Raw genomic sequence first — 17820 nt, forward strand, 5'->3', positions numbered from 1 at the left:
TCGCGTATGAAAGCGCGACGGCGGCGCCGTGACAGGCTGCGCAGAGGCCCCTGACCGTGCTGGTCAGGGGCCTCTGGCGTCCCCTCTCGACACGGCACGGAGGCGGCCGTCCGCTCAGGCGAGCGGGAAGCTCGGGGGGAGCAGTTCCTCGAGCGGGCGTCGGGCGTGGTCGGAGTCGGTGAGCGAGGCCATGTAGCGGTTCAGGAAGTCCTGCGCACGTCGGCGGTGGTCGCTCGTGTCCATGGTGACGACCTCGTGGTCCTCCACCACGGTGCGGCCTGCGACGACGACCCGTGAGATGTCCCGGCCGTCGGCGTTCAGGACCAGGGTGCGGATCGGGTCCGCGTACGGGCCGATATGGCGTCCGGTGAGGTCGAGGACGAAGTAGTCCGCCTGGCAGCCGGTCGCGAGACGTCCGAGGTCGTCCCGGCCGAGGGCTTCTGCGGGATCGAGGGTGGCGGAGCGGAAGAGGTCGCCCGCCTGGGCCGACGCCCGGTCTCCGGTGGCGGTCTTCTGCATCGCCGTGGCGAGGTCGAGGCCACGGATCATGTTCGGCGGCGCCGAGTCGGTGCCCATCACCACCCGGATCCCGCGGGCGCGGTACGTGTCGTAGTCCTCCAGGACGCTGCCGTAGTGGGCGGAAGGGATGGGGCAGAACACCACGGTCGTCCCCGACTCCGCGAGGAGCGCGAGGTCGTCGCCGTCACCGTAGGCGCGAGGCATATGACGGTGCCCGGGCACCGTCCAGGCGTGCGGGATGAAGGTCTGCTCGGCCAGGAAGCCGATCGAGTGGAGGTAGGGGAGGGGGCGCATCCCGGTGCGTTCGATCATGGTCTCCACCTCGGACACCCCCTGTGCGGCGTGGAGCCGGACCGGGATTCCCAACTCGTCGGCCGCCTGACGCGTGAGCCGGAGTGTCTTCTCCGTCTGCGTCTCGATCCGCGCAGGCAACAGGGCCGTCCGGATCCGGCCGTCGGCCCGCCCCTCGTGGTCCCGGGCGAAGCGGATCGCCTCGGCCAGCCCGTCCAGGCCTCGCTGCTCGTCCTCGTGCAGGAGCACGCGCGTCCCGTCCGTGCAGGGGACGTGGGTGCGGTAACTGGGACCGAGGTACGCCCGCAGGCCGATGTCCTCGACGGCCCTGGCCAAGTGGGCCAGGTCTTCATAGTCCTCACACCAGTCGAGATAACTCTCCGCCGCGATCGGCATGAGGGTGGTGATGCCGTTGAGTGCGAGCTGCGTCAGGGCGAACTCGCGGCGGAAACGAAGCTCCTCGGGGGTGAAGACGGGGGAAGAACTCTGGAGATGCGCCTCGGAGCGGACCAGTCCGAGCCGGGTGGCGGGGCCGTGCCAGGAGTCGAAGATCGCGTGGTCGATGTCGGCGAGGGCGTTGAGATCGATGAAACCGGGGGAGACGATCGAGAGTCCCGCGTCGAACTCCTGGTCGACCGGTCCGGAGTAGTCCCGGCCGACGAACAGGATGGTGTCGTTCTCGTGGACCAACTCGGCGTCCGGCAGGATGCGGTGGTCACCGTCGGCGTAGCCGATGATGAAGGCCGCCTTGATGCGGGTGATCACTCGTGTGCTCCTCGGATGGCAGGGTGTGCGGGTCCACCGGACGGGGACTCCGCCCGATCAGGATGGCATTCCCCGCGCCGCTGGGCCAACGGGCTTCGCCGGTCATAGCCCGGGTGCGCTAAATCCAGGCCCGGTCATGGTTCATGGCCGGCCCGTGCTGTTTCTGCGGCGCCCGCCACGGCAGCCGGAGGCTACGGCGCCTCGCCACGACGCCCGGACGCGACGACGACGGCGGCGGCCACCGCTGAGGTGACCGCCGCCGTCGTCGTGCTCCGGAGTGTGAATGCCCTACTTGGCGATCTTCGGCTTGACGTCCTTGGTGTAGATGCCCTCGAGAGTGCCCTTCAGGGTGGTGAGGCTGCTCTTCACGTCGGCCTTCTGGGTCAGGATCGCCGCGGCGGCCTTGGCCATCTCCTGGTCCGCACCCGGCAGGAACACGCGGGCGTTGTCCTGCTTGCGGGTCACGGCCAGCTGATCCATGGCGATCTTGATCTGAGGCGTCTTGGCCAGAGCCGACGTCATGTCCGCGGACTTCCGGGTGGGCATGTAGCCGGTGGCCGCGGAGAAGAGCGCGGTGTTCTCCGGCTCCGTCACGAACTTCAGGAACGTGGCGGCGGCGAGCTGCTGGTCCTTCGGCACACCGGCCGGGATGCCCAGGCCGGCGCCACCGGTGGGGCAGACCGGGTTCTGCGAGGCGGAGCCGCCGGGCAGGAAGCCGACGCCCACGTTGAACTTCGCGTTCTGCAGCACGCCCACGAGGGAGCCCGTGGAGGACAGCGTGGCGGAGGCGATGCCCGCGGCGAAGTCGTCCGCGGAGTCCTTGGAGGAGACGCCGGCCCAGCCGTCCCTGTAGACCGAGTCCTGAGCGAACTGGAGCGCCTTGACGTTGGCGTCCGAGTCGGCGGTGATCTCCCAGTCCTTGGACCAGCCGCCGCCCTCACCCCAGAGGTTGTTCTGCAGGGTCCAGCCCGCGTAGCCGGCCAGCGCCGGGTACATGAAGGCGAACTGGGCCTTCGACGCGGCCTTGAGCTTCGGCGCCCACTCGGCGAACTCGGCCCAGGTCTTCGGAGCGCGGTCCGGGAGACCGGCGGCCTTGAAGTGGTCCTTGTTGTAGTAGAAGAGCGGGGTGGAACGGGCGTACGGCATGGCCCACTGCTGGTTGTCGTAGCCGTAGTCCGCCACGAGGGTCTCGCGGAAGTCGGACATGCTGAAGTCGAGCTGCTTGATCAGGCTGTCCAGCGGGATGATGCTCTTGTTCATGTAGTAGCGGAACCACCACACGTCGGACAGGACGACGAGCGCCGGCAGTCCGCTCTTGGCGGCCTGTGCGGTCTGGAACTTCTGCGCGATCTCCTCGTAGTCCTTGCCGCCGGTGATGAGGTTGACCTTGATGTCCGGGTGCTTGGCCTGGAACTTCTCGATCAGCTGCTTCTCGACGTCCTGGGACTTGCCCGGGTGGGTGGACCAGAAGTCGAAGCTCGCGGCGGGCTTCACACCGCTGAAGTCCGTGTCCGCGGCGGCCTGGGAGGCCCCGCCACCGCTGGTGGAGGGACCGCCGCAGGCGGCGAGGGCGGCGGTGACGGCCGCGGCGGCGGAGAGGCCGAGGAATTGACGACGGCGCAGTGGCGTGTTCATGAGATGACCTTTCAGTGATGCTGGAGTGCGATGGTGCTGGTGTGGTGCCGGTGGGGAGGCGCGCCTCCCGGGGTGGGGCCGGAGTTCAGCCCGTGACGCTGCCCTGGGTGAGGCCGGCGACGATGTAGCGCTGGAGCATGGCGAAGATGATGAGGACGGGCAGGATGACCAGGACCGAGCCGGCCATGAGGATGCCCCAGCCGGCTCCGTTGCTCTCCGAGTTCTGGAGAAGCGTCAGGCCGACGGGAAGGGTCATGCTCTCCGGGCGGTCCGTGATGATGAGGGGCCAGATGTAGTCGTTCCACTCGCTGACCACGGTCACGAGGCCCACGGTGGCGATCGAGGGGATGGAGACCGGCACCACGACCCGCCAGAGACGGCGCCAGTGCCCGGCGCCGTCGAGCTCCGCGGCTTCCAGGATGGAACCCGGCAGCGTGAGGAAGTGCTGGCGGAGCAGGAAGGTGCCGAAGGCGGTGCCCAGGCCCGGCAGGATGATGCCCCACAGGGTGTTCTTCCCGCCCAGCCCGGCGATCAGGATGTAGTTCGGCAGGATCGACACCTGGGCCGGCACCATGAGCGCCACCAGGATGATCACGAACACGACGTTCTTGAACGGGAACCGGACGAACACCAGGGCGTAGGCGGTCAGGATGGCCAGGCTCACCTTGATGGCGGAGCCCACGGTCGTGACGATCACGCTGTTGAGGAAGAACTGTCCGAACGGCACGGTGGTCATGGCCGTGTGGTAGTTGTCCAGCGTGGGCGCCTGGGGCAGGATCTTCAGGTCCGTGGTGACGATCTCGCCGGGCTGCTTGAAGGAGCTCAGCACCATCCACAGCAGAGGCAGGAACACCACCAGGGTGGCCACGATCAAGGGGATGTAACCGCCCGCGAGCGTGGCCACGAGGTTCTTCCGGCTGAGAGCGCCGGGGCGGCTGTCGGTCAGAGTGCTCATGCGTAGTGCACCTTCTTCTCCACGAAACGCAGCTGGAGGACGGTGACCACCAGAAGGATGGCGAACAGCACCACGGAGATGGCCGCCGAGTAGCCGGCGCGGTTGTAGGCGCCGAAGGCCTGCAGATAGGCCTCGTAGATGAGCGTGCTCGTGCCGTTGCCCAGCGGCGTCATGATCCGGATCAGGTCGAAGGCCTGAAGGGAGCTGATCATGGTGGTGATGAGCAGGAAGAACGTGGTGGGGGAGAGCAGCGGCAGGGAGATGCTCAGGAACCGCCGCGCACCGTTGGCTCCGTCCAGGGACGCGGCCTCCATCACCTCGGTGGGCAGCGACTGCAGGCCCGCGAGGAAGACCACGGCGCAGTAGCCGAGGTTCTTCCAGATGTAGACCACGATCACCATGACCAGGGCCAGCTGGGGGTCGTTGATCCATTCGGGGCTCTTCAGGCCGGCCCCACGCAGGATCCAGGCCAGGACGCCGTAGCCGGGGTCGAAGATGAACAGCCAGACCAGGCCGACGCCGACACCGGACAGGACGTACGGGGCGAACACCGCGGCGCGGGCGAAGGTGGTGCCCTTGACCTTGGCGTTCAGGGCCAGCGCGACCAGGAGGCCCAGGACCATCGAGCCGCCGACCGTGAGAACAGTGAACACCGCGGTGGTCCCGAGGACGCGCGGAGCGTCCGGGCTGGTGAAGAAGGCCAGGTAGTTGCCGAAGCCCACCACGGTGGCCTCGGCCGAGCCGAGGGTCCAGTCCAGGGTGGAGTAGTAGATGTTGTTCAGCAGCGGAAGGTAGGTGAAGACGCCGATCAGCAGGAGGTTCGGCGCTGCGAAGGCGAGGAACACCAGGAAGTCACGACGGCGCCGGGGGCTCCAGCCACGTTTCCGTTCCACCGCCGGAGGGGCGGGAGCGCCGGCGGCGGCCCGGGGAGGGGCCTGCGTCGCGGGGCGCTGGGCAAGGGGGATTTCAGTATCAGTCATCAAGGGAATCTGGGTCGTTCCAACCTGCGTCAGAACGCGCAGGACATGCTCACTTCACCACAGCGGCCCGCGTCGCGGCCCCGGTTTCCGGGCCGTCCGGGCAGAGTTCCCGGACACTTCAGGGCCGGTTCGCCGAACGGCCACCGGAGCGGCACCTCGCGTTCACAAACGAGGGGCGACTCCCGGTTCCGGAGGGCGTTCCGGAGAGACGTCCGCGGCGGACCGGACCGCCGGAGGTGGACAATGAAGCCATGGGACGGATCACGGAGGTGCCCGGGGTGCGGGTAGGCCATGCGGAACGCATCGGCGAGGGCTGGCTGAGCGGGGTCACGGTGGTGCTGCCCCCTCCCGGGACCGTGGGGTCGGTGGATGTGCGGGGCGGTGGGCCCGGGACCCACGAGACGGATGCCCTGGACCCCAGCACGCTGGTCCCCACGGTCGATGCCGTGGTCCTGACGGGCGGCAGCGCCTACGGACTCGCCTCGGCCGGCGGGGCGCAGCTCTGGTGCGAGGAGCAAGGCCTGGGCTTCCCGGTGCAGGGCGGCGTGGTGCCGATCGTCCCCGCCGCCGCGATCTTCGACCTGGGGCGCGGGGGCGACTTCCGCGCGCGCCCCGATCTGGAGATGGGGTACCAGGCGGCGCGGGACGCCGGATCTCGTGAGCCGGGGCACGACGTCGAGCGGGGCGCCATCGGTGCAGGAGCCGGTGCGCTGATCGCCCAGGGCGCGTACAAGGGCGGACTCGGAACGTCGGCCGTCCACCTGGACGGCGACGTCGTGGTCGGGGCGCTCGCGATCGTCAACGCGTTGGGAGTCCCGCAGTTCCCGGCGGAGACCGGCGCGGCGGCGAGCCGGGAGAAATCCGGAAGCGCGCAGAAGGACGCTCACGCTGCGCCCGCTGCCGGCTCGCTCAACACCACGCTCGCCGTCGTCGTGACGAATGCCGCGCTGGAGGTGGCCCAGTGCCGCCGGACCGCGACGGCGGCGCACGCCGGCCTGGCCAGGGCCTTGAACCCGAGCCACACCCTGGCCGACGGGGACACGGTCTTCGCGCTCTCGACCGGTGGATCCGCGGCATGGACCGGGCTGGATCCGGCAGCCAGGACGGCCTTCCTGATCGGGCTGCAGAGTGCCGCGGCGGAGGCCGTGCGCCTCGCGATCCTCGACGGCGTCGCCCAGGCATCGGGTGTCACCACGCCGGCGGGGACGTTCCCGGCATTCGGCGATGGGGGTGCGTGATCCGTCGAAGGACGGCTATCATGGCCCGATTTAACTTCTGGCACCGGATGGCGTACAGTTGATGGTTGGTTGTCTGTTCCGTCATGCCCTCTGCGCTTCCGAGCGTGTGGGGTCGGCCCACTTCAGGGTGGGAATGCATGGACTGGCAGCCTGTGGGAATGATCCCACAGGAAAACACCCATTGCCTGCTGAGCACACCCGTGCTCTCCGGCACAACAGTTAGCGGAGGATATGGCCAAGAAGGACGGGGTCATTGAGATCGAAGGCGTGGTGACCGAAGCGCTGCCCAACGCGATGTTCCGTGTTGAGCTGACGAACAAGCACATCGTCTTGGCACACATCTCTGGAAAGATGCGTCAGCACTACATCAGGATCCTCCCGGAGGACCGCGTGGTGGTGGAGCTGAGCCCTTACGACCTCACCAGGGGTCGTATCGTCTACCGCTACAAGTAAAGACCGCTGTCCCGGTCCGCCGGGGCAGGGGACAACTGCAAACACGCAAAGGAACGCCATGAAGGTCAAGCCGAGCGTCAAGCAGATCTGCGACAAGTGCAAAGTGATCCGCCGTAACGGCCGGGTCATGGTGATCTGCGAGAACCCGCGCCACAAGCAGCGCCAGGGCTGATTCCCCTTCGGGGACCACACTGGACTGCTTGCCCACGCAAGTAATAGATAAGGCAGCACAAGCTGCGCTGGGACGTAATGGGCCCGGACAGCTAACCCCCGGTCGGAGGCTGGGGCCGCAGTGAAACTGCGGGTGTACTGCCTACGACCTCCGGTTCAATCAAGGAGTACCGCCAAACATGGCTCGTCTCGCTGGCGTTGACATCCCCCGCGAAAAGCGGTTGGTGATCGCGCTTACTTACATCTACGGCGTGGGCAAGACCCGTGCACAGGAAACCCTGGCTGCCACTGGCATCAGCCCGGACGTCCGGGTCAAGGACCTCAGTGACGCTGAGCTGGTTCAGCTGCGTGACTACATCGAGGGCAACTACAAGGTTGAGGGTGACCTTCGCCGCGAAGTGGCTGCTGACATCCGCCGCAAGGTCGAGATCGGCAGCTACCAGGGTCTGCGTCACCGCAGGGGCCTGCCGGTCCACGGTCAGCGCACCAAGACCAACGCTCGCACCCGTAAGGGTCCGAAGCGGACCGTCGCAGGCAAGAAGAAGGCCGGCCGCTAAACCCCTCGGGTTTAGCTCCAGGTTTCCCAAGAAACTTTCTGTAGGAGAAAAGCATGCCCCCGAAGACTCGTGGCGCTGTCCGCAAGCCGCGTAAGAAGGACAAGAAGAATATCGCGCTTGGACAGGCGCACATCAAGAGCACTTTCAACAACACCATCGTGTCCATCACGGACCCGTCCGGTGCTGTGATCTCCTGGGCTTCCGCCGGTGAGGTCGGCTTCAAGGGCTCCCGTAAGTCCACCCCGTACGCCGCGCAGATGGCTGCTGAGACTGCCGCGAAGCGCGCGCAGGAGCACGGTCTCCGCAAGGTGGACGTGTTCGTGAAGGGCCCGGGCTCCGGCCGCGAGACGGCTATCCGCTCGCTGCAGGCCGCCGGCCTCGAGGTCGGTTCCATCCAGGACGTGACCCCGAGCGCTCACAACGGCTGCCGTCCGCCGAAGCGCCGCCGCGTCTAGTAGCAGTGGCCTGGTCATGCCGTCATCACCGCCTCGGGCGGCGGTGACGGCATGACCGACGGAACGACGTCGATTTCCACTACCTGTGTTGCGTCATATAGCGGATGCTCGCTGAAAGGAAACATAAGTGCTCATTGCACAGCGCCCCACCCTCACTGAAGAGGTCGTTTCCGAAAACCGCTCCCGGTTCGTCATCGAACCGCTGGAGCCGGGCTTCGGTTACACTCTCGGCAATTCCCTGCGTCGTACCCTGCTCTCCTCGATCCCCGGCGCTGCTGTCACCAGCATCCGGATCGACGGCGTGCTGCACGAGTTCACCACTGTTCCGGGTGTGAAGGAGGATGTCACTGAGATCATCCTGAACATCAAGAACCTCTCGGTGTCCTCCGAGCACGATGAGCCGGTCGTCGCATACCTGCGCAAGCAGGGCCCCGGTGTCGTCACCGCTGCGGACATCGCTCCGCCGGCCGGCGTGGAATTCCACAACCCGGACCTGCACATCGCGACCCTGAACTCCAAGGGCAAGTTCGAGCTCGAACTGACCATCGAGCGTGGCCGTGGCTACGTCTCCGCTGCTCAGAACAAGGCTGGCGACTCCGAGATCGGCCGTATCCCGGTCGACTCGATCTACTCGCCCGTCATGAAGGTGACCTTCCGCGTGGAGGCCACCCGTGTCGAGCAGCGCACCGACTTCGACAAGCTCGTCGTCGATGTCGAGACCAAGCAGTCCATCGCCCCGCGCGATGCCGTCGCTTCCGCCGGCACCACGCTGGTCGAACTCTTCGGTCTGGCCCGTGAGCTCAACGTTGCCGCTGAGGGCATTGAAATCGGCCCGTCGCCCACGGACGCTGCTCTGGCAGCCGACATGGCGCTGGCCATCGAGGAACTGGACCTCACCGTCCGTTCCTACAACTGCCTCAAGCGCGAGGGCATCCACACCGTGGGCGAACTCGTGGCGCGTTCCGAGGCCGACCTGATGGACATCCGGAACTTCGGTGCCAAGTCCATCGACGAGGTCAAGGCCAAGCTTGTTGAACTGGGTCTCTCTCTGAAGGATTCGCCTCCCGGATTCGATCTCGCCGCCCGCGCGGCCGCGATCGATGAGGACGACGCGACCTTCAGCGACGAAGAAGCCTGATAAAGCAGATTTTGGTTCTCCCGGGCCGTTGATGGCCCGGTGAAACCACCCATCTAGGAGATAGAACTATGCCTACCCCCTCCAAGGGTCCGCGCCTGGGCGGTGGCCCGGCTCACGAGCGCCTGATGCTCGCGAACCTGGCCGCTCAGCTCTTCGAGCACAAGCGCATCACCACCACGGTCACCAAGGCCAAGCGCCTGAAGCCGTACGCCGAGCGTCTGGTCACCTTCGCCAAGCGTGGCGACCTCGCTTCCCGCCGCCGCGTGCTCGGCCTGATCAGCGACAAGGGCATCGTCCACGAGCTGTTCACCGACATCGCCAAGCAGGTGGAGAACCGTCCCGGCGGCTACACCCGTATCACCAAGATCGGCAACCGCAAGGGCGACAACGCTCCCATGGCCGTGATCGAGCTCGTGCTCGAGCCGCTCTCCGCCAAGCAGGCCGTCGTGGCCGAGGCCACCCAGGCTGCTGAGAAGGCCGCTCCGGCCGAGGAAGCCGCTGTGGAGGCTCCGGCCGAGGAGACCACTGAGGTCGTCGAGGAGACCGTCGAGGCTCCCGCCGCCGAAGAGGCCACCGAGGAAGCAGCTGAGGAGAAGGACGCCAAGTAAGGCTCCTTCCACCCAGTAGACTTTGGTCTATGCAGTTCGAAGAACCCGTCGTCACCCCTACCGGTGACGGCGGGTTTCTTCGTGTCCGGATGGGGCTGGCGTATGACGGCGCCCCGTTCCGTGGATGGGCCGTGCAGCCAGGGCTGCTCACGGTCCAGGGCGTGCTGGAGGAAGCCCTCGGAATGGTCCTCCGCCGCCCCGTGCGCCTCACGGTCGCCGGGCGCACCGACGCGGGCGTCCACTCCCGCGGCCAGGTGGTCCACTGGGACACCACCGAGCAGGAGTGGGAGCGCGTGGGCCGCGGGAACGTGGACGGCGCCGCCCAGACGCTGCAGCGCAGGCTTCGCGGCACCCTGGCCAAGGTCCTCGGGGACTTGAACGGCGCCGTCGTCGTGCACAGCGTGGAGCTCGCGGCGGAGGGCTTCGACGCCCGCTTCAGCGCCCTGTGGCGCCGCTACAGCTACCGGATCGCCGACGACGCGCGGACCTGGGACCCGCTCGGCCGCTCGCTCGTGCTGTGGCACAAGAAGCCCCTGGACACCGAGGCGATGAATCGCGGCGCAGCACAGCTCCTCGGGCTGAACGACTTCCGGTCCTACTGCAAGCCCCGCGAAGGGGCCACCACGGTTCGCGAGCTCCAGCGGTTCGACTTCGAGCGGGGTGCGGACGGGATCATCACGGCGCACATCCAGGCCGACGCGTTCTGCCACAACATGGTGCGGGCGCTGATCGGCGCCACGCTGACCGTGGGGGAGGGCGCCGAGCCCCCTCCGTGGCTCTGGGAGCGGCTGCTGGAGAAGAAGCGCGACTCTCGATCGGTCCTGGCGCCGGCGCACCCGCTGGTGCTGGAGTACGTCGCCTACCCCGAGGATGACCAGCTCAAGGCCCGCGCCGAGCAGACCCGGGCCGTCCGGGACTGAGACGTCGTCCCCCTCCCAGGGGAGGGCTCCCCATTGACCTCGCCGTGCCGTGGCGGGAGGGTGATGACCATGGGTGGATTTCTCGGAGCCGACGTTGAACAACTACGCGCCCTCGCGCGCACGCTGGAGCGTGGAGCCCAAGACCTCAGCTCACGCCTTCGTTCACTCGATGCCCTGGTGGCGGAGCCCGGACCTTGGCAGGGTCCCGATCTGCAGCGTTTCCAGGCCACCTGGCACAGTGAGACCACCCCGGAGGCCCGCCACTGCATCCAGTCTTTGCTGAGCGCGGCCCGCGCCTTGCAGCAGCAGGCGCAAGAGCAGGAGAAGGCCAGCGTGGCAGCTGGCGGAAGCGGGGCGACAGGCGCCGGAGGGGCGCCGCCGTCCGTCGACGGCAGTGACCGTCGATCTCAAGGCCGAGGCGCCGAAGGCGAGCGGGGCCGGGAGGGCGGAGGTCAAGGGGACCCCGGTGGTCACACCGATGGACCTCAGCCGTTGCCCAACGGCCTCGGCAAGCCTGTTCCGGGCACCAGCGTCCCCCGGCCTGAGGCGCCACCCTGGCGTTCGGACCCGGATTCGCAAGGCCACGGAACCTCGGACGCAGGTTGGGGAGACCACGCGAAGAAGCTCGTGGTGGAAACTGCGGCGGAAGCAGGCGGAGCCGGCTGGCCGGACGCGTCGAGGAATCTGCTGCACTACCTCGGCAATTCCGGGGAGCCCTTGACTCAGAACGTGGACCAGATGCTCAAGGACGTTCCACAGCTCAGAGGACAGGCTGACGCGGACGTCACCAACCTGGCGCGCAGTGCGGTGGCCGATGCCAAGGGTTCCGGAGCCACCGGTCCAGTGACTTATCCCGTCAGCACGGACTGGAAGGGCTATTACATCACCAAGGACCAGAGTGCCAACTGGTTCTATGCGACCGGCGGTATCCAGTACAGCACCCAGGGACAGGTGACGGTGTACCCTCCCGAGCAGCCCGGCGGCGAATGGCGCTACGTGACGGACACGGCCGTCAGCTACCGTGATCGGTACAACTGGGATGGGACCAAAGCCACGGACATCGGACCGTTTCACGTCACCGATGCGGAGATGGGGCATCTCAACGAGGTGGGGCTGGCGCAGAATTTCAACATGGTGGGGCGTTCCGGGAATCGCCACGGGGACGGAACGGTGTCATGAGAATATCCAGGGCCGCCCTGTGCGGCGCGATGCTCTTGATGATGGTCTCCTGCGCCGTGGGTCCAGTCCCGGAGCGCGGAGGACCGTCATCGCCTCCTTCCCCCCAGCACATCACGACCTCGTCGAAGGGCACTGCCATGACCACCACGGATCCACAGTCCGCTCAGAACATCCTCGGACGCGCAGGACTCTCAGACCCCCCTCATCACGGAGACCTCACCAGTTCCACTGAAGGTCTTCAGAACTTCCCGGACGCCGCACTGGTCACCTTCACGGGGGAACGCAAGGCTGTCCTGGACTGGTGCCGGGTCGCAGGGCTGGACGTGTTCCCGGATGCCGTGGTGGGGCCGCAGGACCGGGTCGTCCTCCGGGGTCACGGCGACGGCGAGGGGCTGGCGCTCTGCAGCAAGGACCGGGATTATGGGCGAGGGCCGAACGTCCGGGTGACCGTGGACGGCGCCGGCGCGACCGCCGTCGCGGTCTATTCACTTCCTGCGGGTCGTTGATCCTCCCGGCGCTTTTGCCTGAACGGGTCATTAACGATAAAGTTTTAAGTCGTTGTGCGTGTGCCCTCTCGATGTTGGGTGCCGGCCGGATGATTCTGTTGCATGGATCGTGTATCCGGTCGCGCTATCGAGCTTCGGGTCTCACTGGTTCCCTAGAGCCCTCACCTCTGATCCGGTCGCACAGGAACCCTTCAGCAGGAACTCACGCCTGCTGAAACTACTTTGAACGCCAGAACAAGAACGAGGCATACACCGTGCGTACGTACACCCCGAAGCCCGGCGATGTTGATCGCCAGTGGCACGTCATTGACGCAACCGACGTCGTCCTGGGCCGTCTTGCCAGCCACACCGCCAATCTCCTGCGCGGCAAGCACAAGCCGACCTTCGCCGCTCACATGGACATGGGCGACTTCGTCATCATCATCAACGCCGAGAAGGTGGCCCTGACCGGCGCCAAGCTCGAGCAGAAGCGCGCTTACCGCCACTCCGGTTACCCGGGCGGCCTCAAGAGCGTCAACTACGCCGAACTGCTGGAGAAGAACCCGGTTCTGGCCGTGCAGAAGGCCGTCAAGGGCATGCTGCCGAAGAACTCCCTGGCTGCCGCTCAGCTGACCAAGCTGAAGGTGTACCGCGGTGCTGAGCACCCGCACGCCGCTCAGCAGCCCCAGACTTTCGAAATCACCCAGGTCGCCCAGTAGTCCTGGCCACCACCCAACTTAGTTTTCAAGGAGAATCGTGGCTCAGAACGAAGAACTGACCACCGAGGCCGTCGAGGCCGAGGAAATCCCCACCAGCTACACCTCGGAGAGCGCCCCGGCGCAGGCTTCCGAGCAGAAGGAGCGCCCGGCCCTGACGGTGCCCGGCTCCGGTGTCGGCCGCCGTAAGGAAGCCATCGCCCGCGTGCGCGTCGTTCCGGGTTCCGGCAAGTGGACCATCAACGGCCGCGAGCTGGAGAACTACTTCCCGAACAAGCTGCACCAGCAGGAAGTCAACGAGCCGTTCCGCATCCTCGAGCTCGAGGGCGCTTACGACGTCATCGCCCGCATCCACGGTGGTGGCCCCTCCGGCCAGGCCGGTGCGCTGCGCCTCGGCATCGCTCGTTCCCTGAACGAGATCGACGTCGAGAACAACCGCCCGACCCTCAAGAAGGCCGGCTTCCTGACTCGTGACGCCCGCGTCATCGAGCGTAAGAAGGCCGGTCTCAAGAAGGCCCGTAAGGCACAGCAGTACTCCAAGCGCTGATTTCTCAGCCTTCCTGAAAGGGCCGGTCGCAGAGCGACCGGCCCTTTCAGGTCCCTCGGCAGAAATCAGCGCTTGGCTCCACAAGCGCAGAGGGCGTCGTCTTCCCCCAAGGGCCGGTCGCAGAGCGACCGGCCCTTTCGGGTCCCTCGGCAGAAATCAGCGCTTGGCTCCACAAGCGCTGGTTTCTCGGCCTGCCAAGAAAGCGGCGCGCAGCGCAAGCCGCTTTTTTGGTGCCTCGGCTCCTCAGGGCTCGGTGGCTTCTCCGCCTCCGGGCCTTTGGTGTCGCCCGGGGCTGTGGTCTTTCCCTGCGCCACAGTGGCGGGGGAAAGTACGGATGACCGGGGGAAACGACGACGGCGGGGCACGAGACGGCCTGGCGGTGGCCAGCTGGCCGGGCGCGAGGGGAACCGGCCCCGGAACGACGGTCTGCGCCGCCGGGGGTGCCGTCGGCTAGAATCGATCCGATGTCTAGATTATTTGGAACCGACGGCGTCCGAGGCCTTGCGAACGGACTGCTGACCGCTGAACTGTCCATGCAGCTGGCCCAGGCCGCGGCCGTGGTGCTGGGTCATAACCACAGCAACGGCAGCCGGCCACGAGCCGTCGTCGCGCGTGATCCGAGGGCCAGCGGCGAGTTCATCTCCGCCGCCGTCGAAGCAGGCCTCGCCAGCTCCGGTGTGGACGTCTACGACGCCGGTGTGCTGCCCACCCCGGCCGCAGCCTTCCTGGTGGCGGATCTGGAAGCCGACTTCGGCGTCATGATCTCCGCCTCTCACAACCCGGCGCCGGACAATGGCATCAAGTTCTTCGCCCGCGGCGGCCACAAGCTCCCGGATGAGATCGAAGACGCGATCGAGACCCAGATGGAGCTCGGCTTCGAACGTCCCCAGGCGGCCGGTGTGGGACGAATCCGGCGCTTCTCCGACGCCGAGGACCGCTACATCCTCCACCTGCTGCGGTCCATCGCCCCGCAGCGCCTGGAAGGCCTCAAGATCGTGCTCGACTGCGCGAACGGGGCCGCCAGCGGTTGTTCCCCCGAACTCTTCAAGGATGCCGGCGCGGACATCGTGGTCATCGGTGCCGACCCGGACGGCCTGAACATCAACGACGGCGTGGGCTCCACCCACCTCGGTCCGCTCAAGGCCGCCGTGCTGGAACACGGCGCCGACCTGGGCATCGCTCACGACGGCGACGCGGACCGCTGCCTCGCGGTCGACCATGAGGGCCAGGAAGTGGACGGTGACCAGATCATGGCGATCCTGGCGCTCTCCCTCAAGGAAGCCGGTCAGCTCAGCCAGGACACTCTGGTGGCCACCGTGATGAGCAACCTCGGGCTCAAGATCGCCTTGCGCGACGCCGGGATCACCATCAAGGAGACGGCGGTGGGCGACCGCTACGTCCTGGAAGGCATGCGCGAGGGCGGCTTCAACCTCGGCGGCGAGCAGTCCGGTCACGTGATCTTCGCGGACTACGCCACCACCGGTGACGGCCTTCTGACAGGTCTTCAGCTGGCCGCTCAGGTGGCCCGCACGGGTCGCAGTCTCAAGGACCTCGCCGGCGCCATGAACAAGCTCCCGCAGCTCATGATCAACGTCAAGGGCGTCGACAAGGCCCGCGCCACTCAGGATCCGCATGTGGCCGCCGCCGTGGCGCGCGCGGAACAGGAACTCGGGGAGACCGGTCGCGTCCTCCTCCGCCCTTCCGGCACCGAACCCGTGGTCCGGGTCATGGTGGAGGCTGCGGACATGGAGACCGCCACTCGCGTGTGCGAGGACCTCGCGGCGATCGTCAAGGAGCACCTGGCGCTCGAGCCGACCTCCTGAGGCCCCGCTGCAGACGACGAAGGCCGCCACCCGTTCGGGTGGCGGCCTTCGGTCGTTCCGGGGAGAAGGGTCTGTGGGTCAGCGGTTCTTGAGGGAGTCGCGGATCTCGGTGAGGAGGGCGATCTGCGGATCGACCGCCTCTTCCTCCTCCTTGATGCCGAGCTTGGCATTGCGACGGGCGATCATGTGGTTCATCGGCATGACGACGACGAAGTAGATGGCGGCGGCGATCAGGACGAAGTTGATGATGGCGGCGATGACGCTGCCGTAGGCGAAGCCCTCCCAGGTCATGCCCGCGAGGTCCTTGGCATTGAACAGACGGGCGATCAGCGGCGTGAGCAGCCCCTTGACGATGGAGTCGACGACCGCACCGAAGGCGGCGCCCATAACGACGGCAACGGCCAGATCGACGACGTTGCCCTTCATGATGAATTCTTTGAAACCCTTGAGCATAAGCCCCAAACTAGCGCATCTTCGCTGCGTTTGGGTGGATTAAAGCTTACTTGTCTTCGAACGTCCCGTTCCCGAATGACAAGAATTCACAGCAGGACCGGAGAGTTTCCGGCCGGTTGACAGCTTTTAGCAGGCTAGCGGTAGCCGGGCGCGGACGGCAGTCCGAAGTACTGCTCCAGGGTCTTGATGCCGCGGGCCTGCATGTCGCGGGCGGCTTCCGGACCGATGTACCGCAGGTGCCATGGTTCGGCGAGGTATCCCGTCACACCCTCCAGACCCATCTGGTACCGGACGATGAAACCGAACTCGTGGGCCCTCTTGGCGGCCCAGACGGCAGCCGGGGTGGACGCGAAACACGGGACGAAGGCGCAGGCGCCGCCGCTGTCTCCGATGTCGAAGGCCCAGCCGGTCTGATGCTCCGAGTAGCCGGGACGCGCCGACGCGGTGTCCGCGCTGGCGGTGCCGCGGGCGTTCGCGTACGACTGGTACAGCCCCACCTGGGTGGTGTACGAGCGGTAGCCGCTCGCCAGGACCAGACCCACGCCGTCCTGAGAGGCGGCCGCGAACATCTTCTCGGCCGCGGTGGCGGTGGTCGCGTTCACGAGGGCCAGTTCGCCCGTGGCCGTGGCCGCGACCGCGGGGGCGCGCAGATCCTGCGGCGCGAAGTCCACGGGTTTGAGCGGCCGGTGCTTGTTCACCACGACCCACGGGCTCCGGGGGTCATCGAACGAGTGCCGCGGTCCGCGGAGCGACAGGTACGGGGCGGCCGGCGTGGGTTTCGGCGTCGGCACGGCGGAAGCGGACGGCGACGGCGCCCGAGAACCGGAGGCGGAGACGCCGCCCGCGGCGGCCGGTGAGGCCGAGGCGGAACCCTGGGTCGGCGTCGTCGGCGAACAAGCGGCGAGGCCGAGTGCCCCGGCGCCGAGCAGGCCGGCCCGCAGAAGATCTCTCCGTCGTGGTTCCATCAGACCTTCCTGAGCAGCATGCGCCGGATCGAGTGATCCGGGTCCTTGGTCAGCACGAGCTGTGCCCGGCCCCGGGTGGGCAGCACATTGTGGACGAGGTTGGGTTCGTTGATGCGCTTCCAGATGTCCCGTGCGGTCTCCTCGGCCTCGGCGTCACTGAGGGACGCGTAGCGGTGGAAATAGGAGTCCGGCTGCGAGAAGGCCGTGGTGCGGAGCTTCCGGAAGCGGTCCACGTACCACTCCTCGATGTACTGGGTCTTCGCGTCCACATAAATGGAGAAATCGAAGAAGTCGGAGAGGGCCAGGCCGAGACGCCCGTCCTGGCGGATCTGTGCGGGCGCGAGGACGTTCAGACCCTCCACGATCAGCACGTCCGGCCGGCGGACGACCACTTCGCGGCCCGGGACGATGTCGTACGTGACGTGCGAGTACCAGGGCGCCCGCACCTCCTCGGCGCCGCCCTTGATGGCCGCCACGAAGCGCAGGAGGGCGCGGCGGTCGTAGGACTCCGGGAAGCCCTTGCGGTCCAGGAGCTGACGACGGCGGAGCTCGGCCAGGGGGTAGAGGAACCCGTCCGTGGTGATCAACTCGACATTGGGCGTGCCGGGCCAGCGCCGCAGCATCTCCCGGAGCACGCGGGCGATGGTGGATTTGCCCACCGCCACGGAGCCGGCGACACCGATCACGAAAGGGGTCCGCTGGGTCTGTTCCCCCAGGAACGTGGTGGTGGCGGAGTGCAGCTGACCCGCGGCCTCGACATAGAGGTGAAGGAGCCGTGACAAGGGAAGATACACGTCCCGGACCTCGGCCATGTCCAGGGGGTCGCCGAGGCCGCGCAGGCGGTCCAGGTCCTCCTGATTGAGGGGCTGCTCCATCTGAGCGGCCAACCGCGACCAGGTCTGACGGTCCAGCTCCACGAAGGGGGACGCGCCGTCGCCCTGGTTGTCCATGCGGTGCAAACTCACCT

The 17820-nt window shown here is 67.0% G+C and carries 20 protein-coding genes; 13 read left to right on the forward strand and 7 right to left on the reverse strand.

The genetic code is table 11. The features are described 5' to 3' along the window. Positions 1–114: 114 nt before the first annotated feature. From BLV63_RS06045 to BLV63_RS06060, 4 genes are all read right to left on the reverse strand, one after another. Positions 115–1575, reverse strand: a complete 1461-nt coding sequence (locus BLV63_RS06045; protein ID WP_066211495.1) for a chlorohydrolase family protein — start codon at positions 1573–1575, stop codon at positions 115–117. A gap of 288 nt (positions 1576–1863) precedes the next feature. Next, a complete protein-coding gene (locus tag BLV63_RS06050) occupies positions 1864–3210 on the reverse strand; it encodes an ABC transporter substrate-binding protein (protein ID WP_066211493.1) in 1347 nt (448 codons plus the stop codon). Positions 3211–3295: 85 nt separating this feature from the next. Continuing rightward, complete coding sequence (locus tag BLV63_RS06055; RefSeq protein ID WP_066211489.1) at positions 3296–4165, reverse strand: carbohydrate ABC transporter permease; 870 nt, start codon at positions 4163–4165, stop codon at positions 3296–3298. After that, positions 4162–5145 (reverse strand): carbohydrate ABC transporter permease, encoded by a 984-nt coding sequence (locus tag BLV63_RS06060; RefSeq protein WP_082724029.1) that lies wholly within the window; start codon positions 5143–5145, stop codon positions 4162–4164. Before BLV63_RS06060 ends, BLV63_RS06055 begins: the two co-directional genes overlap by 4 nt. A gap of 251 nt (positions 5146–5396) precedes the next feature. Between BLV63_RS06060 and BLV63_RS06065 the strand changes: the two genes are divergently transcribed. The 13 genes from BLV63_RS06065 to glmM all read left to right on the forward strand — a co-directional run bounded on the left by BLV63_RS06065 (position 5397) and on the right by glmM (position 15435). After that, positions 5397–6383, forward strand: a complete 987-nt coding sequence (locus tag BLV63_RS06065; protein WP_174521244.1) for a P1 family peptidase — start codon at positions 5397–5399, stop codon at positions 6381–6383. 231 nt (positions 6384–6614) lie between these two features. Next, positions 6615–6836 carry a translation initiation factor IF-1 gene (infA, locus tag BLV63_RS06070; RefSeq protein WP_009358723.1) on the forward strand — a complete coding sequence of 74 codons (222 nt, stop codon included), beginning with the start codon at positions 6615–6617 and terminating at the stop codon, positions 6834–6836. Between the two features lie 58 nt (positions 6837–6894). Further along, a complete protein-coding gene (gene rpmJ / locus BLV63_RS06075) occupies positions 6895–7008 on the forward strand; it encodes a 50S ribosomal protein L36 (RefSeq protein ID WP_011775570.1) in 114 nt (37 codons plus the stop codon). A gap of 178 nt (positions 7009–7186) precedes the next feature. Further along, positions 7187–7564 carry a 30S ribosomal protein S13 gene (gene rpsM / locus BLV63_RS06080; RefSeq protein WP_066211481.1) on the forward strand — a complete coding sequence of 126 codons (378 nt, stop codon included), beginning with the start codon at positions 7187–7189 and terminating at the stop codon, positions 7562–7564. Positions 7565–7617: 53 nt separating this feature from the next. After that, positions 7618–8019, forward strand: coding sequence for a 30S ribosomal protein S11 (gene rpsK / locus BLV63_RS06085; protein WP_066211479.1), 402 nt, complete (start codon positions 7618–7620; stop codon positions 8017–8019). A gap of 127 nt (positions 8020–8146) precedes the next feature. Continuing rightward, positions 8147–9157 (forward strand): DNA-directed RNA polymerase subunit alpha, encoded by a 1011-nt coding sequence (locus BLV63_RS06090; protein ID WP_066211477.1) that lies wholly within the window; start codon positions 8147–8149, stop codon positions 9155–9157. 68 nt (positions 9158–9225) lie between these two features. Further along, on the forward strand, positions 9226–9765 hold the full coding sequence (gene rplQ / locus BLV63_RS06095; RefSeq protein ID WP_066211474.1) for a 50S ribosomal protein L17: 540 nt from the start codon (positions 9226–9228) through the stop codon (positions 9763–9765). Between the two features lie 29 nt (positions 9766–9794). Beyond that, positions 9795–10685, forward strand: a complete 891-nt coding sequence (gene truA, locus BLV63_RS06100; protein WP_066211472.1) for a tRNA pseudouridine(38-40) synthase TruA — start codon at positions 9795–9797, stop codon at positions 10683–10685. 69 nt (positions 10686–10754) lie between these two features. Beyond that, positions 10755–11864, forward strand: a complete 1110-nt coding sequence (locus BLV63_RS06105) for a WXG100 family type VII secretion target (RefSeq protein ID WP_169795501.1) — start codon at positions 10755–10757, stop codon at positions 11862–11864. Between the two features lie 137 nt (positions 11865–12001). Beyond that, positions 12002–12370, forward strand: coding sequence for a hypothetical protein (locus BLV63_RS06110; RefSeq protein ID WP_066211463.1), 369 nt, complete (start codon positions 12002–12004; stop codon positions 12368–12370). Positions 12371–12624: 254 nt separating this feature from the next. Further along, positions 12625–13068 carry a 50S ribosomal protein L13 gene (rplM, locus tag BLV63_RS06115; RefSeq protein WP_066211456.1) on the forward strand — a complete coding sequence of 148 codons (444 nt, stop codon included), beginning with the start codon at positions 12625–12627 and terminating at the stop codon, positions 13066–13068. Positions 13069–13105: 37 nt separating this feature from the next. Then, the gene (gene rpsI, locus BLV63_RS06120) at positions 13106–13612 is read left to right on the forward strand and encodes a 30S ribosomal protein S9 (RefSeq protein WP_066211453.1); all 507 of its coding nucleotides are present in this window, start codon (positions 13106–13108) and stop codon (positions 13610–13612) included. A gap of 464 nt (positions 13613–14076) precedes the next feature. Continuing rightward, a complete protein-coding gene (gene glmM, locus BLV63_RS06125) occupies positions 14077–15435 on the forward strand; it encodes a phosphoglucosamine mutase (protein ID WP_066211450.1) in 1359 nt (452 codons plus the stop codon). Positions 15436–15513: 78 nt separating this feature from the next. Here glmM and mscL read toward each other — a convergent pair whose 3' ends face one another. The 3 genes from mscL to coaA form a co-directional block, all read right to left on the reverse strand. Continuing rightward, positions 15514–15888 (reverse strand): large conductance mechanosensitive channel protein MscL, encoded by a 375-nt coding sequence (mscL, locus tag BLV63_RS06130; protein ID WP_066211447.1) that lies wholly within the window; start codon positions 15886–15888, stop codon positions 15514–15516. Positions 15889–16022: 134 nt separating this feature from the next. Then, on the reverse strand, positions 16023–16853 hold the full coding sequence (locus BLV63_RS06135; protein ID WP_066211442.1) for a M15 family metallopeptidase: 831 nt from the start codon (positions 16851–16853) through the stop codon (positions 16023–16025). After that, complete coding sequence (gene coaA, locus BLV63_RS06140; protein ID WP_066211440.1) at positions 16853–17803, reverse strand: type I pantothenate kinase; 951 nt, start codon at positions 17801–17803, stop codon at positions 16853–16855. The genes BLV63_RS06135 and coaA overlap by 1 nt, the downstream gene beginning before the upstream one ends. Positions 17804–17820: the final 17 nt, after the last annotated feature.

Origin of the sequence: Arthrobacter woluwensis (assembly GCF_900105345.1) — a bacterium.
In the GTDB taxonomy this organism is placed as follows: Bacteria; Actinomycetota; Actinomycetes; order Actinomycetales; family Micrococcaceae; genus Arthrobacter_E; species Arthrobacter_E woluwensis.

Coding starts and splice junctions, on each gene's coding strand:
- BLV63_RS06050 (WP_066211493.1), bottom strand. CDS start 3,210: ATGAACACGCCACTGCGCCGTCGTCAATTCCTCGGCCTCTCCGCCGCC.
- BLV63_RS06055 (WP_066211489.1), bottom strand. CDS start 4,165: ATGAGCACTCTGACCGACAGCCGCCCCGGCGCTCTCAGCCGGAAGAAC.
- BLV63_RS06060 (WP_082724029.1), bottom strand. CDS start 5,145: ATGACTGATACTGAAATCCCCCTTGCCCAGCGCCCCGCGACGCAGGCC.
- BLV63_RS06065 (WP_174521244.1), top strand. CDS start 5,397: ATGGGACGGATCACGGAGGTGCCCGGGGTGCGGGTAGGCCATGCGGAA.
- infA (WP_009358723.1), top strand. CDS start 6,615: ATGGCCAAGAAGGACGGGGTCATTGAGATCGAAGGCGTGGTGACCGAA.
- rpmJ (WP_011775570.1), top strand. CDS start 6,895: ATGAAGGTCAAGCCGAGCGTCAAGCAGATCTGCGACAAGTGCAAAGTG.
- rpsM (WP_066211481.1), top strand. CDS start 7,187: ATGGCTCGTCTCGCTGGCGTTGACATCCCCCGCGAAAAGCGGTTGGTG.
- rpsK (WP_066211479.1), top strand. CDS start 7,618: ATGCCCCCGAAGACTCGTGGCGCTGTCCGCAAGCCGCGTAAGAAGGAC.
- rplQ (WP_066211474.1), top strand. CDS start 9,226: ATGCCTACCCCCTCCAAGGGTCCGCGCCTGGGCGGTGGCCCGGCTCAC.
- truA (WP_066211472.1), top strand. CDS start 9,795: ATGCAGTTCGAAGAACCCGTCGTCACCCCTACCGGTGACGGCGGGTTT.
- BLV63_RS06105 (WP_169795501.1), top strand. CDS start 10,755: ATGGGTGGATTTCTCGGAGCCGACGTTGAACAACTACGCGCCCTCGCG.
- BLV63_RS06110 (WP_066211463.1), top strand. CDS start 12,002: ATGACCACCACGGATCCACAGTCCGCTCAGAACATCCTCGGACGCGCA.
- glmM (WP_066211450.1), top strand. CDS start 14,077: ATGTCTAGATTATTTGGAACCGACGGCGTCCGAGGCCTTGCGAACGGA.
- mscL (WP_066211447.1), bottom strand. CDS start 15,888: ATGCTCAAGGGTTTCAAAGAATTCATCATGAAGGGCAACGTCGTCGAT.
- BLV63_RS06135 (WP_066211442.1), bottom strand. CDS start 16,853: ATGGAACCACGACGGAGAGATCTTCTGCGGGCCGGCCTGCTCGGCGCC.
- coaA (WP_066211440.1), bottom strand. CDS start 17,803: ATGGACAACCAGGGCGACGGCGCGTCCCCCTTCGTGGAGCTGGACCGT.